This is a genomic window from Rhizobium sp. 57MFTsu3.2, assembly GCF_012932765.1.
GTDB lineage: Bacteria > Pseudomonadota > Alphaproteobacteria > Rhizobiales > Rhizobiaceae > Rhizobium > Rhizobium altiplani.
This window is the reverse complement of record NZ_JDWI01000005.1, coordinates 220,553-235,739: the sequence shown is the minus strand read 5'-3', so window position 1 is coordinate 235,739 and position 15,187 is coordinate 220,553. Positions and strand designations below refer to the sequence as shown.

Here is a 15,187-nt window from a genome sequence, read left to right as displayed (position 1 = left end):
GCTCGCCTTGGCCGGAACGGGAACCGAGCCTCGGATACCGCCGTCGTCAGCCGGCGGTAGTGCGGCTTTGAATAGGAAACAACGTCATGACTGATATCAATGGGGCCTGGGGCGCGCCGCCCAGCGAACGCTTCGAGCGGCTCGCAGAAACCTTCAGGTCGGTTTTCGCCCGGATTGGCGAGCGTGCGGTCGATCGTGACCTCGCGCACGAATTGCCATTCGATGCCTATGAGTGGCTCAAAACCTCCGGCTTTTCGCGATTGCGGCTACCAGTCGCGAACGGTGGCCTAGGCGCGACCTTGCCGGAACTCTTCGGCCTCATCATCGAGCTCGCTGCAGCCGATCCGAACCTCACCAATGCCTATCGGAGCCACTTCGGCTTTACCGAGGATCTGCTGAATGCACCCGAAAGCGCCTGGCGCGATGCTTGGCTGAAGAGGGTTGGGCAGGGCGAGACGATCGGAAGCGGGTTCTCCGAAGTCGGCGACACGCCGCTCGGCAGCTATTCGACGCGACTGGTCCGCAATGGCGCCAACTGGCGGCTCGACGGCGAGAAATTCTACACCACCGGCTCGCTTTACGCGGACTGGATCACGCTCGGTGCGATCAACGGGGACGGGCAGCCGATCGGCGCTCTGGTGCCAACATCGGCGCCGGGCGTCGAGATCATCGACGACTGGGATGGCTTCGGCCAGTCGCTGACAGCGAGCGGCACTGCCCGTTTCCGCGACGTCGAGGTCGCCGACGATCTGATCAAGCCAAGCGCGGTGCGATTCAGCTATTCCGGCGGGTTCTTCCAACTGGTCCATCTCGCCTCGCTCGCCGGCATCGGTCGCGCTGCGGCAAACGATCTGGCGCGGCATGTCGCGGCGAGAAAAAGGGTCTATAGCCGTGGCAATGCGTCCCGATCGGCACAGGACCCCCAGGTCCAGCAGGTCGTGGGGAAGGTGAGGGGCGCCGCCTACAGTGCCGGTGCGATCGTACTGCAGGCGGCAAGGGCCCTGCAGCGGGCCTATGAGGCCAACCAGGGCGGCGATCAGGAGCAGATCGCGCTGGCCGGTCGCAATGCCGAACTCGAGGTCAGCCAGTCCGTGACCGTCGTCACCTCGCTGATCCTTGACGCCAGCACGGTGCTGTTCGACGCGTTGGGAGCATCCGCCGCCAAGCGCGGCCACGGTCTCGACCGCCACTGGCGCAACGCCCGCACGATCGCGTCCCACAATCCACGTATCTACCACGATCGCATTGTCGGTGATTTCGCCGTCAACGGTACGATCCCGGGCCCGCAGGCGGGCGTGGGCGTTGCAAGAGAAGAAGAGGCAGAACGGACTGACGCATGAGCATTGAAGAACGTCGCATGAACCTAAACGTGGGGCTGAATTCCACCGGCTATCTCGCGAACGCGTGGAAATATCGTAGCGGTGGTCGGCATGATATCAACGATCCCGCCTATTACCGGCGCTTGGCGGAAATCGCCCGCAAGGGGCTGTTCGACGCCGTGTTCTTTTCCGACCATCCCGCGTTGATGACGGAACCGCTCGGGCGCCCCTTCCACACGATCGATCCGTTGATCCTGTGTACGGCTCTAGCCGCTCAAGTACCTGATATCGGCTTTGTCGTCACGGTCTCCTCTACCTACAATTCGCCCTATAACTTCGCGCGGCGCGTCCAGTCGCTCGATATCGTTTCGGGCGGGCGCCTGATCGTCAATATCGTCTCGTCGTTCAATCCCAACGTCGCCGCCAATTTCGGCAGCGCGGCGCTTCCGCCACGCAACGAGCGCTATGCGCGTGCGACCGAATTTCTCGATGTGGCGAAGAAGCTGTGGTCGAGCTGGGACCCGCGCCGCGAGAGTGAGGTTGCCTCCGATCGCTTCTGGGATAGCGCCAGCGCAATCGCGATCAATCACGAGGACGAATTCTTTCAGGTGCGCGGGCCGCTCAATGTGCCGCGCGGACCGCAGGGACATCCCGTGATTGCCCAGGCCGGCGCATCGGACGGCGGCATCGAGCTTGCGGCGCGCCACGGCGAGATCATCTACTGCAACATCCTTTCCAAACCCGCAGGGAAAGCCTTCGGCGACAAGGTGCGCGGCAGAGCTGCTGTGCTCGGCAGGGATCCATCCGGGATTCGTATCGTTCCGGGCCTTGTTGTCATCCTGGGGCCGAATCGGGAAGAGGCTCTTCGCAAGCATGAGCTTTACAGCGGCACCGGATCGGAAGATGGCCTGCTTGAACGCTTCGTGTGCGAGCATGGCTTGGACCGTGACCGTTTCGATCCGGATGCCGTGTTGGACTACGAACGCTTCGTCCCCGACCCGAACAGGCAGCAAGCGGTGGGAATGGGGCTTGGTCTATCCGACCTGCTGCGCCACGAGAAATTGACTGCGCGGCAGGCCATACGTCGTTCAGAGGGGCATCATCGGCTTTTGCTCGGCACTCCGGAGGAGGTAGCAAACGAAATGATAGACTTTTGGGAAGACGGCACGGTCGATGGCTACACTCTGCAACCGCCTCGGGCGCCGGACGATATCATTGAGTTCGTGGACAAGATCATCCCGATCCTTCAGGATCGAAACGTGTATCCCCGCCAATACGAGGGGCAGACGATACGCGACCGCTACGGTCTGCCCAATCCGCAGTGAAACGAAAGAGATGGCCGCAAGGCAAAACGACATAACAGTGGCATTGCGGGTGAAGGCGCCATGGACGCCGTCACCCGTGAGTAAGGAAGTCAAGCAGCAGCCCGAGGCGACGGCGTTCACCGTACGCTCGCGACAGCCGGGCTGAAAACCAATAGGCTCAGGATCTCGAACAATACCTGCGCACCAGCCTGTGCGGTGTTGGTGGTATTGTCATACTGCGGAGCCACCTCCACGACATCGCCACCGACGAAATTGAGACCTTTGAGGCCGCGCAGCAGTTCCAGCGCCTCACGGCTCGTCAGGCCACCAATTTCTGGCGTCCCGGTGCCCGGCGCGAACGCGGGATCGAGACTGTCGATATCGAAGGACAGATAGGTCGGGCCATCTCCGACGATCTTTCGGGCCTTCTGGATGATGGCGGGGATACCCATGCCACCGACTTCTTCGGCGTGGATGACCGTCATTCCGGACTCGTAGGAAAACTCCCAGAGATATTCGGAAGGTCCCCTAATGCCGATCTGGATCGTGCGGGTCGGATCCAGGACGCCGTCCAGAACGGCGTTGCGCATCGGGCCGCCGTGATGGAATTTCGTCTGGTCGAACGGGCCCCCCGTGTCGCAGTGGGCATCGATATGGATGAGGCCGACGGGCTCTCTGGCGCCGACTGCCTTGAGGATCGGGTGTGTGATTGAATGGTCGCCGCCGACGGAGAGCGGAATGACGCCGGCTTCGACGATCTTGCGGATCGCTGCCTCAATATTCTCGTGGCATTGCTCCAACCGATAGCGGCTCCCGAACGGGATATCACCGATATCGGCAGCGCGTAGATCATAGGCCGGTGCGCAATCGAGCACGTGATTGTAGGGACCGATGCGTTCGATGCCGCGCACAGCCCTCGGTCCAAATCGCGAACCCGGCCGATTGCTGACGCCGAGATCCATCGGAATGCCGACTGCCGCGACCTGCAGGTCGCCGAAGTCAGGGGCCGCGAAATTGACCTCCCTGTAGGGCAAGCCTGCGAAGGTCGAAATGCCCGAATAAGGTGCAGCGCGTGTGCCGCCCCTAAAGATCTTCTCGGCCACACGGCGGAAGCGCGGATCGAAGAACTCGGCGCTATCGGCGAACTTCTTGCGTAGATCCTCAAGGTGCTTCTTCAACTCAACCATCGTTTTTGTCTTTCCTATGAAATTTCCAGGCAATATGACCAAGGGCGCAGACCTGGGCAAAAAGCGTTGTGGGCGGTTCCGATTGTCGCCTCAGGGCTGCGGCGAAAGGTGCTCGTGGATCGCCAGCCATTCTCCGCTCGCCTGCTTCTCGAAGACGATCGTCTCGCGCTCGGTGCTTGTCGACGGCTCACCGTTGAAAGCAAGATCCGTCTCGACGGAATGAGTGAATATGGCGACGGAGCCGGCAATCTGAACATCCTGGTCACTGGAACGGCAGGCCCGCACACGAAATCCGTCGCGCGTTTCCCACAATGCCCATTCGGCCTCATATTCCGCACGCGTATGAAGGCGGCGGTCGAGATTGTGAAATATGAAGGTGGCGGCGGGCGCAAAGGCCGCGAAGTAGCTATCACGATCATGCCTGCCAAAGGCTTCGACGAGGCGATCCGCTGCGGCAAGCACAGCTTGTTGCTGGTGTTCCATCCCTGATGTTCCCTGCTATTGAATTTTGGGGCTGCTGATTAAGACGGCAAGCGGCCGGTTCTGCCGTGCTACGCGTTCCTTGAGCCTATCCAGCGTCATCGCTTCGTCTTTGACGAACTCAAGGAACATCATGTTGAGGTTATTGAAGACCATCTGGCCCACCGCAATCGCATCGATCCCAGGCATGACAGCGCCGCGAAGCTGCAATTTCTGGACCAGCGTCGAAACCTGATCGCACAGGCGCCCGTCGAGTTCGGTATATCGACGGCTGAATGGGCTCTCGGGTTGCTGGATGGAGATCGCCATGGCCGTACGCCACATCTCCTTGCTGAGATAGACCAGCGAATGGTCAAAATACTGGTCGATCAGCACTTGCAGGGCTTCGAGCGTAGTGGTCGGCGGATTTTCAACGATGTCCTTGCCGGAAGCCAACACTTCCTCGACTTCCATCGAAACGGTGGCGACGAGAATGTCGCCCTTGTTTTCGTAGTAGTTGTAGAACGTGCCAACCGACACTTCCGCGCGCTCGGCAATGTCTTCGATGCGGGCGCTGTCATATCCGACCTCCCGGAAAAGGCTCGTCGCCGCCTCCAGTATGCGGCGATTGCGATCGGCTTTCTGCTTGGCGCGCAGTCCCGTCATATGCGACTCTCTCAAATAATGAATGTCCTCAAAAATCATATTGACTAAAAAAATGAACTCATTCAATCTTTTTCATGAAGGCGCCGAAATGAGCGTCACCGACAGAGGGCCACATGATGATTGATATTACTGAAGGCGCTTTTGCGCGCAGACTCCTCGCCTCCGCTGCCATCCTCGCATTGGGTGCCGCAACAATAACGATCACCCCGGCGCCGGTACTGGCGCAGGAGGAATTGAATGCGCTTGTCTGGTGCGATCACACCGATCCCGCACTGATCGAGCCCTTCGAGCAGGCGAACAACGTAAAGGTCAATTTGAAGGAATATGAGGGTACCGGTGCGGGTCTCTCCATCATCGACCAGTCGCGCCCGGGAGACTGGGATGTGCTTGTTATCGATGGCGTCGACGTGCAACGCGCGGTCGACAAGGGCATTCTTGCGGAGATGCCGGCCGACGCGCTTCCCAATGCAGATATCTTCCCTGAAGTTCGCATGGAACCCAACAACACCCGCGACGGCAAGACCTATGCGGTCACCGAAAAGTTCGGCTACAACACGGTTTCCTATGACAAGACAAAAGTCGATCCGGCCGACATGAAGGATATGTCGAAGCTCTGGTCCGACAAGTACAAGGGCCGCATCGCGGTCTATGACTACTACCTGCCGATGATCGGCCTGACCGGTATCGATTTGGGCAAGGCAACGGCGAGCCTGACGGACGCCGACCTGCCGGCAATCAAGGACAAGCTGTTTGCTCTCAAGGCCAACGCCAAGCAGGTGAGCGACGTCGTCTCGTCGCAAACGGCACTTGCGACGGGCGAGGTTGATATCGTCTTTGGCGGAGGCGAGTGGCTGACGGCCGGTCTGGTGAAAGACAAACCCAACCTCGATTGGGTCATCCCTGAGCAGGGCGCAGTGCGCTGGGCCCAGTCGATCGGCGTTATGAAGGACTCCACGAAAAAGGACCTCGCCCTCAAATTCGTGCAGTACATTGTAAGCCCGGAAGGGCAGGCGCGACTTGCGACGTCCTCTTGCTATTGGGCGATGCCCGCAAATGCCAAGGCCGGCGAGAAGCTGAGTGCCGAACAGAAAACCGCTTTGCGCTGGGACGAGCAGGCCGACTATCTCAAGCGCACGCAGCTTTACCCGATCCCAAGCGCGGAACTGGACGCAAAGATGCAGGACGCCTGGACCGAAATGCTGCAAAACTGACAGCTTCGACCCTTCTATACTGAATCACAAGACCCTCTCCCCGTAGATGGGAGAGGGAGGTCGGAGACTTGCCTGTGGCTGCTCATTCACTTGAAGATGCCGAACGTCGAAAGGCCTGGGGTTTCGTGGCACCGGCGCTCGTCTGGACCATCGTCTTCTTCGTTGCTCCTTTTCTGTTCATGGCGGCAATGAGCCTCTGGGCGCAACAGGGCGGCTCGATCGTCCGCGTTTGGAACCTTGGCAACTACATCGCCTTCTTCGAGAAGGATGCGCTGTTCCGCGGGCTGACGAATTCCCTCGAGATCACCGCGATCGTGACGGCCCTCTCCATCCTGCTCGCCTATCCCCTGGCCTGGATCATTGCAGAGCGGGTGCCGCAAAGGTTCCAGCGAACGGCGTTAATTCTTGCGGTCCTGCCGTTCTGGACCTCGTACGTCGTCCGCTCCTATTCGTGGCTGCTCGTGCTGTCGCGCAATGGCGTCATCAATCAGACACTCATGAACATCGGCGTGATCAGCGAGCCGCTGGAGCTTGCCAGCAACCGTACGGCGACCGTTATCGGCTTCGTCCACTTCTTCGTCATGCTTTTGACGCTGACGATCTACGCAAACCTTGTGCAGCTCTCGCCAAATTACCGCCGCGCTGCTGCCGACCTCGGCGCAAATGCATTTCAGACGTTCTGGCACGTCATTTTGCCCCTGACCATGCCGGGCATCATGACGGGAGCCTTCCTCACCTTCGTGCTCTGCATCGGCGACTATGTCACGCCGCAGATCCTGGGCGGCAACAACGAACTTGTCTTGCCTCAGATCATCATGCTGCAACTTGGTCGCCGCGCGGACTTTCCGATGGCCGCAGCGCTCTCGATCATTCTGATGCTAGCGGTCACCGCAGCCTATGTCGCTTGCGCGCGCTGGCTGAAGATTGAGAGAACGTGATGATACGCAACCGGATCACCAGTATCGCCTGCAGCGCCTACGCGGTTCTGATCTTCGGCTTCATCTTTTTGCCTGTTATCGTGCTGGTGCTGTTTTCGTTCCAGGATGGGCGCCTGCCGGTACCGCCATTCAATGGCTTTTCCCTGCAATGGTATGAAGCAGTCTTTGCCGATCGCAAGCTGATGTCGGCACTGCTGCACTCCTTCTTGGTGGCGACGATCTCGTCGTTCGTCGCGTGCCTCCTCGGCTTCCTGGCGGCCTACGCGCTCGCCCGCTTCAAGCTGCCGGGCTCGGCCTGGCAGCGCGGCTTGCTGATCGCGCCAATGACAGTCAGCTACCTCATCATTGCGCTCGGACTCCTGACCGTCCTCAACGCGTTCGGAATTGGCCTATCGCTATGGACGGTCGGCATCGGTCACGTGGTGATTAATCTGCCGCTGTGCTTTGCGATCATCTACTCGTCGATGGGGGACCATCACATCAACATTGAACGCGCCGCACGCGATCTCGGCGCCAGCGATATCAAGGTGATGGTGCTGGTGACGGCGCCAATGCTGCTGCCGTCGCTGCTCGCCTCCTTCTTCCTGTCGATGACGTTTAGCTGGGATGAATTCATCATCGCTTTTCTGCTGTCGCGCTTCGACGTTACGCTCCCGGTCGAAATCTGGAGCCTGCTTCGTTCGGGCCTCAATCCTAAGACCAATGCCATCGGATCGCTGGTGTTCCTCGTTTCTGTCACCTTGCTGATCATGCTGGAACTGTTCCTGTTCAAAAGGACGAAAAGATCATGACCGCTCCGGTTTTAATCGAAAACGCGACGAAGACTTTCGGCAGTTTCACCGCTCTCGACGATGTTTCTCTCGACATTGCTGCAGGCGAATTCATTGTTCTGCTGGGACCGTCCGGCTGTGGCAAGACGACGCTTCTGTCCATTCTCGGAGGCTTTCTGTCGCCGAGTAGCGGTCGAATTGCCATCGGTGGCAAGGAAATGACCCACGTTCCACCGGCAAGACGTCCAACGACGACGATGTTCCAGGACTACGCGCTGTTCCCGCACATGAAGCTAAAGGACAATGTCGGGTTTGGCCTCAGAATGCGGGGCATCGGCAGGGCCGAGCGCGAGGAGCGCGCAAAGAGCTTTCTCGACCTCGTTGGGCTCAAGGCTTCGGCGGACAAGAAACCACATGAGCTTTCGGGTGGGCAGCGCCAGCGTGTTGCACTTGCCCGGGCCCTCGCCGTCGACCCTGACGTCCTGTTGCTCGACGAACCGCTCGGCGCGCTTGATCTCAAGCTTCGCCGGCAGATGCAGGATGAGCTGAAAGCCATCCAGAAGCGTGTCGGCACGACGTTCGTCCACGTAACCCACGATCAGGAAGAGGCCATGGCAATTGCCGATCGGATCGTGGTGATGAACCAGGGTAAAATCGAAGACTTCGGACCACCGTCGGAAATCTACATGCGGCCACGCTCGTTGTTTGCGGCAGGCTTTATGGGCGAGGTCAACTTCGTTCCCGGCAAGATCAGAGATATCGACGGCACCGGGGCGGTCGTCGAAACAGCGCTGGGGAAGGTCACATTGCCGAAAGCCTGCTTCACGGCTGGCTCGCCGTCCGCCGGGCAGGGGACAATGCTCTGCATCCGGCCGGAACATTTCCGCCGTGCAGGCGAAGGTGATGGCGCCGTTACGGCGCTCGGGCAGGCCACGGTGTCCAACAGCGCCTTCTTCGGAACCCACTATCGATGCCATCTGGCGCCCAATGGCGCTCCTGATATCAGCATCGTCGCGCATATGCCGCAATCAACCGTCATCGCCGAAGGTCAAGTGCTCACGCTTGCGGTCAACGTTGGTGATATCGTCGCCCTGCCGTTGAAACAGGCATAGGCACAGAAGATGGAACGGATCGCTGCGCACAAATGGTATGAGCTGAAGCGGCTGGCCGACGATGTCACGCAGATTTCCGAGCCCTTCATCCAGGAGTTCTATCGCTGCAACATCTGGCATGTGCGCGGACGGGATCGCGATATGCTGGTCGACAGCGGCATGGGCGTCGTTTCCCTGCGCGAATGGGTGCCGCTCGTCACCGAGCGGGATCTGATTGCCGTCGCGAGCCACACCCATTTCGACCATATCGGTTGCCATCACGAGTTTGAATGCCGGGCCGTCCATTCGGCGGAGGCCGATCTGCTCGCCGACCCTACCCGGCAAAACACGCTTGCTGATCCTTACGTGACCGACGATATCTTTGACGCGCTGCCGCCCGAGCCCTATTGCTCGAAGTGCTATGGCGTGAAAAAGGCGCCGGCCACGCGCATTCTGGAGGATGGCGATGTGATCGATCTCGGCGACCGTAGGTTCGAGGTTATCCACACGCCGGGTCACTCACCGGGCGGAATCGCGTTGTGGGAAGCCGAAACAGAAACGCTGTTTTCGGGAGACATCCTCTACGACGGGCCGTTGATCGAGGACACCTACCACTCGAACGCCGATGATTACCTCGCATCGATGGAGCGGCTCCTGGGAATTCCGGCCAGAACGGTACACGGCGGCCATTTTCCAAGTTTCAGCGGCGAGAAGTATCGCCGCCTGGTCACGGACTGGCTGAACGCAAAACAGAACAAAGTATGACGGGAGTAACGACATGCTCGACAAGCGCAAATTCTATATCAATGGCGAATGGGTAGCGCCGCTTGCTGCCAACGATCTGGAGGTTATCAATCCGGCGACCGAGAAGCCGGTCGCGGTGATTTCCATGGGCACGCCCGCCGATATCGATCGTGCGGTTGCTGCCGCGAAGACTGCGTTTGCCACGTACAGTCGCACGAGCGTGGAGGAACGACTTGCGCTTCTCGAAAGGCTGCTTGAGATCTACAAGCGCCGCTACGAGGAGATGGCACAGACGATCACGCTCGAACTCGGCGCGCCGATCACCATGAGCCGCGAGCAGCAGGCTGATGTCGGCGTAGGTCACCTGCAGGGCTTCATCGATGCACTGAAGCAATTGAAGGTGCGCGACGTGTTGTCGAACGGCGACGTGCTCTTGCGGGAACCGATCGGTGTCTGCGGCCTCATTACCCCCTGGAACTGGCCGATCAACCAGATCGCGCTGAAGGTGGTTCCGGCGTTGGCAACAGGCTCGACCTGCGTGCTGAAGCCCTCCGAGTTCACTCCGCTCAACGCCATGCTCTATGCGGAGATGGTACATGAGGCGGGCTTCCCAGCCGGCACCTTCAACCTCGTCAATGGCGACGGTGTTAATGCCGGCGCCGCCCTTTCGAGGCACAGGGACGTCGACATGATGTCCTTCACCGGATCGACGCGTGCTGGCATCGCCGTCAGCAAGGACGCAGCGGATACCGTCAAGCGTGTCACCTTGGAACTCGGCGGCAAGTCTCCCAACCTCGTCTTTGAGGACGCCGATCTCGAAGACCGCGTCACTGGCAGCGTCCTCGAATGTTTCAACAATTCCGGACAATCCTGCGACGCGCCAACTCGTCTACTGGTACAGAAATCGGTCTACGACAGGGCCGTCGAGATCGCTCAGCGCGTTGGCGGCAGTGCCACCGTGGGAAGCCCTGCGGAGGAAGGTGGCCACATCGGGCCGCTTGTCAGCGACGTCCAGTATGGCCGCGTGCAGGCATTGATCGAGGCAGGCATCGCGGAGGGCGCGCGCCTCCTCGTCGGTGGTGCCGGCAAGCCGTCGGGCTTCGAAACCGGCTATTTCGTCAAGCCGACGATTTTTGCCGACGTCAACAACTCCATGCGGATTGCCCGGGAGGAAGTGTTTGGTCCGGTCTTGGCTATCATGCCGTTTGAGACCGAAGAGGAGGCGATCGCAAACGCCAACGATACCAGCTACGGGCTGGCGGCATACGTGCAGACCAGCGATCCAGTCCGCGCCGAGCGTGTGGCAGGACGACTGCGCGCCGGCATGGTTCATATCAACGGCGCGCCCCATCGCTATGGGAGTCCGTTCGGCGGCTACAAGCAGTCGGGCAACGGCCGCGAAGGCGGGGTGTTCGGATTGGAAGATTTTCTAGAGGTGAAAACACTTCACCGTCCCGACGCTGCTTAATCTAATGGCTGGCTCAGTCGTGAATTCGGCCGTGACTGAGCTGGCTTGCCGATCACTGCGAAAGCTGTTCGCGGTTCCGTTACTGGGAGAGGGTCGACATATCCCGCATGCGCGTGGTGTTGAACCAGGTGAAGAAGGCTTCCCTTCGCATGCTGACGCTTCATGAAGTCTATGCGGCACAGCCCACAAATTTGCGCCAGCTTCATGCGTTCGGACGCATTCCAACCATCGATCGGATCGGAACGACTTGGCAACTATAGGGAGAGCAATGACTTGGCATGAACATGCGTCGCTGCTAATAAAACACCAGGGCACACCACAATGAGCAGGTAACAATGGATAAAGACCATATTACGCGCCGGAGCCTACTCTTGAGCTGTCTGGCGATGATGGCGACCTCGTGCAGCACGTCGAATTCTTCAGTCCGGAATCCCTATGCCTCAAGAACTTCCCCTATTCAACGACGGGAGGTTGCGTATTCGGGCGGCGAGGCGCCGGGCAGTATCGTCGTCAACACCTACGAACGTTACCTCTACTACGTTGAGGACGAAGGCCGCGCGACACGCTATGGCGTGGCAGTCGGCGAGGAAGGTCTTACTCTGAAGGGCAATGCCGTTGTCGGACGGAAGGCCGAGTGGCCATCGTGGACGCCGACCGCGAGCATGATCGAACGCAAGCCCCGGTTGGCTGAGTATGCTGGGGGCGTTCCCGGAGGGGAAAACAACCCTCTGGGCGCCGCGGCGCTTTATCTTTACCAAGGCGGGCGGGATACCTATTTCCGGATCCACGGAACGAACGAGCCCTGGCTGATCGGACAGGCCGTGTCGAATGGTTGCATCCGCATGACCAATGAAGACATTCTTCATCTTTACGGCAGGGCACCCGTAGGAACCCACGTATTGGTCATATGATGCTCGTATCCCTCAGTTTGGGCATCGCCCTCACAAACTGTACTAGCGACGGTAGGGAGCGTGCCTTAACCATGTGGCACTCCCCATCGGGGCGAACCTTCCCGCCGTGGTCATCGAGATTTCCGAGGGCGTGCGGGCACTTGCGAGTGTTCAAACCATCGATCCGCCCATGCCGCCGGACTGTGCTGTCAGCTTAACTGGTGATGAAGCTTCTGGCTAATATTCGGCCGTCATGATTGAGCCCTCCGCCAGTTACAAGCGTCAACGTGATCCGCCGTCCGTCATTAGCTACGCAGTCTGGCTGTGTTTTCGATTTCCGCTGAGCCTGCGTCTGCTGGAGCGTGGTATCATCGTTTTTCACGAGACGAACCGATGCTGGGCGACGAAGTTCGGCCCGGACTACGCCCGCCGTTTGCGGCGCAAAGCGCCGAGCCCAAACGATGTGTGGCATCTGGACGAGGTGGTCGTGATGATCGGCGGCCAAAAACACTGGCTGTGGCGCGCCGTCGACCAGCATGGTTACTCGACGAGATCATCCAGACCCGCCGCCCACCAGTGGGTGAGGCGATCCCGGTCAGTATATTTAACCCAAACAATGATGCTGGATCACAAGTTGTAAGGAGGGTATGATCTCTGCGCGCTCCTTTAAGCGCCCGAGAACCCCAGTGAGAACGGTTGAAATTGCATACCGGTATCAGGAGAAGGACGTCGGCGTTCGCCCCAGACCGCCTGACGCGACTACTGCCCTTTCGCGGTTGATCGACGGCAATCGCGCATTCGCCGACCTGCTTGACAGTGTGAAAGACGAAGGCACTTCAGCGCGCCGCGTCGTGCAAGTCGACGCGCGTGATCTAGGGCTGGCGTCCGGCATGGCCGAAGCGCCTTCACAGCGTCCGTTCGCGGCTGTCCTGGGCTGTTCCGATGCCCGTGTCCCCCTCGAACTGATCTTCAACGAGGGACCGAACGACCTGTTCGTCATTCGCGTGGCCGGCAACGGCCTCGGCTCCGACGTCTTGGGCAGCTTGAAATACGCTGTTGAGCACTTGGGCGGCACCCTCAAGCTCATTGTCGTCCTTGGACATAGCGGATGTGGCGCCGTGTCCGCAGCCGTGGATGTCTTCCTCAATCCTGGAATGTACCTCTCGCTGGTCGACCGACATTCGTTGCGAGAGATCCTCGACCGCCTGCTGGTCGTCGTGCACGTCTCGGCGCAAAAACTTCAGGCGGCGTTCGGGCCAGACATTCTCCAACGTGCAGGGTACCGCCAGGCGCTGATTGAGACATCGGTCGTCGTCAATGCTGCATTGGCTGCTTGCTCTGCCCAGCAGGAGATCGAGACACAGGGCGAACTGCGCGTTGTTTACGGCGTGTACCTTTTGGAGACGCGCAGGGTGTGGACGCCCAGTACCGGCCACCCTGACGGCGTCGGCTTGGCACCTGCACCCCGCGACGTGGCCGAATTTCAGCAGCTTGGAGACGCCATTGTTGGGTCGTCGCGGGTGACCGCCCTGCTTGGCGCTTAGCCCGAGTGGTTGCCGCAGCGCCCGGGCACCCCCTCGGCGCGAGGTCCACACAGGCTTGCAGGCGGCATCACGGGAGGGCGAAGAATGTCATGGAATCGGTGGTACAGCATTAAGAGCTACCTAAGATCCACACTGTGGGTCGTCCCGTTCATCGCACTGCTATTCTACGTAATGGTTATCCAGGTTGTAGACTGGATAAATGCGAGATTCATTGTGATCCCATTGTGGCCATGGGGGACGCCTGGGGCGCAGCGCATACTGGAGACCATCGTCACCCTTACGCTGACGTTCATCGTCTTCACCTTCGGGTCATTGCTTGTCGCAATTCAGGTTGCCAGCGGTCAGCTGAGTCCGAGAATCATTGCAACAGCCCTACTGCGTGACAATGTGATACGGACAACTGTGGGCATCTTTATCTTTACGCTCCTGTTTTCAGTAGGCGTGCTGGGACGACTTGAAGCCGAAGCACCATTCTTTCTTGTCGGAATTGCCGGAATTCTTGGATTCGCTTCCCTAATCGCCTTCCTCTATCTGATCGACCATGCTGCGCGGTTGCTGCGGCCCGTCAGCATCGTTCAGCGTATAGGCGACCTCGGATGTGACGTAATCGAAAAGGTCTATCCTGACTTGTTCGACGGTCATGACTCGCACACAGACTCGCGACGAACAATCAATCTGCCAGACCGCACCATACCCCATCGCGGCAAGTCGGGGGTCATACTAGCGGTAAATCTGAAGGGTCTTGTGAAAGAGGCGCAGCGGTTCGGGCTCGTCATTGAGCTCCCTCACTTTGTCGGGAGCTTCTTAGAGTCAGGCGAGCCACTTTTTCGGCTCTATGGCGACATTGCAAAAATCGAGGAAAGACGGTTCCCCCAAAATGTGGCGATCGGGCCCGAGCGCACGATCGAGCAGGATCCCACCTTTGCCTTCCGTATCATCGTCGACATAGCGATAAAGGCCCTGTCCAAAGCTATCAACGACCCTACCACTGCCGTACTCGCCGTCGACCAACTTAATCGACTGCTTCGAAAGGTTGGCGAGCGGCGGCTGCACGGCGACCAGGCTTTCGACAAATCCGGCCAATTACGACTGATCCTTCAGACGCCAAACTGGGAGGATTTCGTGCAACTGGCCGTGAGGGAGATTCGCTTCTATGGGGCTGAGAACTTCCAGGTCGCGCGGCGGCTACGCGCAATGCTGGAGAACCTATTAAAGACCCTGCCGGAGGCGCGTCACCCGACACTGCGTACTGAGCTCAACCTGCTCAATGACGCCATAAAGACTATCCATGTCCTGCCCGCCGACCTGGCGCTTGCTTCTATTGCCGATCCTCAAGGCCTCGGAGCAGGCTTGAGCCATAGAGTTTGAGGCGCCTCGGCGAGGAGCGGGATTGCAGTCCTGGCGATGCCCAAGTCTTAGCCTTCGCAGACCAACTCAGGCGGAGCATCCGACGCCATGGGCGGAACGGGAAATGTTGCCTCTTGGGCGCCTCCGGGAGGCCAGAAGGCGTCTTTTCCGAGTGCCACACTTCAGACCGAGCTTTGGCTGGATATTGCAAGTTGGCGGTGGCATAATGTCTATCACTGGTGGTGCACA

Annotated in this window: 14 protein-coding genes and 1 pseudogene; 12 read left to right on the top strand and 3 right to left on the bottom strand. The window is 59.3% G+C overall.

Annotation, left to right across the window (positions count from 1 at the left end; all coding sequences use genetic code 11):
- The first annotated feature begins 86 nt into the window (after positions 1-86).
- Together AF71_RS08390 and AF71_RS08385 are read left to right on the top strand one after the other, a co-directional pair.
- Complete coding sequence (locus tag AF71_RS08390; protein ID WP_169680926.1) at positions 87-1,340, top strand: acyl-CoA dehydrogenase family protein; 1,254 nt, start codon at positions 87-89, stop codon at positions 1,338-1,340.
- A complete protein-coding gene (locus AF71_RS08385; RefSeq protein ID WP_169680924.1) occupies positions 1,337-2,644 on the top strand; it encodes an NtaA/DmoA family FMN-dependent monooxygenase in 1,308 nt (435 codons plus the stop codon). Before AF71_RS08390 ends, AF71_RS08385 begins: the two co-directional genes overlap by 4 nt.
- 116 nt (positions 2,645-2,760) lie before the next feature.
- Here AF71_RS08385 and speB read toward each other — a convergent pair whose 3' ends face one another.
- The 3 genes from speB to AF71_RS08370 all read right to left on the bottom strand — a co-directional run bounded on the left by speB (position 2,761) and on the right by AF71_RS08370 (position 4,935).
- Entirely contained in the window at positions 2,761-3,810 is a 1,050-nt protein-coding gene (gene speB / locus AF71_RS08380; RefSeq protein WP_018859530.1) for an agmatinase, read from the bottom strand.
- 90 nt (positions 3,811-3,900) lie between these two features.
- Positions 3,901-4,293 carry a nuclear transport factor 2 family protein gene (locus AF71_RS08375; protein ID WP_018859531.1) on the bottom strand — a complete coding sequence of 131 codons (393 nt, stop codon included), beginning with the start codon at positions 4,291-4,293 and terminating at the stop codon, positions 3,901-3,903.
- Positions 4,294-4,308: 15 nt separating this feature from the next.
- Positions 4,309-4,935, bottom strand: coding sequence for a TetR/AcrR family transcriptional regulator (locus tag AF71_RS08370; RefSeq protein WP_026372095.1), 627 nt, complete (start codon positions 4,933-4,935; stop codon positions 4,309-4,311).
- 113 nt (positions 4,936-5,048) lie between these two features.
- Here AF71_RS08370 and AF71_RS08365 point away from each other — a divergent pair, with 113 nt between their 5' ends.
- From AF71_RS08365 to AF71_RS08320, 10 genes and pseudogenes are all read left to right on the top strand, one after another.
- Positions 5,049-6,146 carry a spermidine/putrescine ABC transporter substrate-binding protein gene (locus AF71_RS08365; RefSeq protein WP_192241988.1) on the top strand — a complete coding sequence of 366 codons (1,098 nt, stop codon included), beginning with the start codon at positions 5,049-5,051 and terminating at the stop codon, positions 6,144-6,146.
- Positions 6,147-6,220: 74 nt separating this feature from the next.
- Complete coding sequence (locus AF71_RS08360) at positions 6,221-7,084, top strand: ABC transporter permease (protein WP_018859534.1); 864 nt, start codon at positions 6,221-6,223, stop codon at positions 7,082-7,084.
- Entirely contained in the window at positions 7,084-7,875 is a 792-nt protein-coding gene (locus AF71_RS08355; RefSeq protein ID WP_169680922.1) for an ABC transporter permease, read from the top strand. Before AF71_RS08360 ends, AF71_RS08355 begins: the two co-directional genes overlap by 1 nt.
- Positions 7,872-8,966, top strand: coding sequence for an ABC transporter ATP-binding protein (locus tag AF71_RS32230; RefSeq protein ID WP_169680920.1), 1,095 nt, complete (start codon positions 7,872-7,874; stop codon positions 8,964-8,966). The genes AF71_RS08355 and AF71_RS32230 overlap by 4 nt, the downstream gene beginning before the upstream one ends.
- A 9-nt stretch (positions 8,967-8,975) precedes the next feature.
- A complete protein-coding gene (locus AF71_RS08345; RefSeq protein ID WP_169680918.1) occupies positions 8,976-9,710 on the top strand; it encodes an MBL fold metallo-hydrolase in 735 nt (244 codons plus the stop codon).
- Positions 9,711-9,723: 13 nt separating this feature from the next.
- Positions 9,724-11,157: an aldehyde dehydrogenase family protein gene (locus tag AF71_RS08340; RefSeq protein WP_169680916.1), complete on the top strand. Its 1,434-nt coding sequence runs from the start codon at positions 9,724-9,726 to the stop codon at positions 11,155-11,157.
- A 335-nt stretch (positions 11,158-11,492) separates the two neighbouring features.
- Entirely contained in the window at positions 11,493-12,068 is a 576-nt protein-coding gene (locus AF71_RS08335; RefSeq protein ID WP_169680914.1) for a L,D-transpeptidase, read from the top strand.
- A gap of 232 nt (positions 12,069-12,300) precedes the next feature.
- Positions 12,301-12,591: pseudogene (locus tag AF71_RS08330) on the top strand (DDE-type integrase/transposase/recombinase); the annotation flags it as partial.
- A 142-nt stretch (positions 12,592-12,733) separates the two neighbouring features.
- Entirely contained in the window at positions 12,734-13,591 is an 858-nt protein-coding gene (locus AF71_RS08325; protein ID WP_169680912.1) for a carbonic anhydrase, read from the top strand.
- A gap of 84 nt (positions 13,592-13,675) precedes the next feature.
- Complete coding sequence (locus tag AF71_RS08320) at positions 13,676-14,959, top strand: DUF2254 domain-containing protein (RefSeq protein WP_169680910.1); 1,284 nt, start codon at positions 13,676-13,678, stop codon at positions 14,957-14,959.
- The last annotated feature ends 228 nt before the right edge of the window (positions 14,960-15,187 follow it).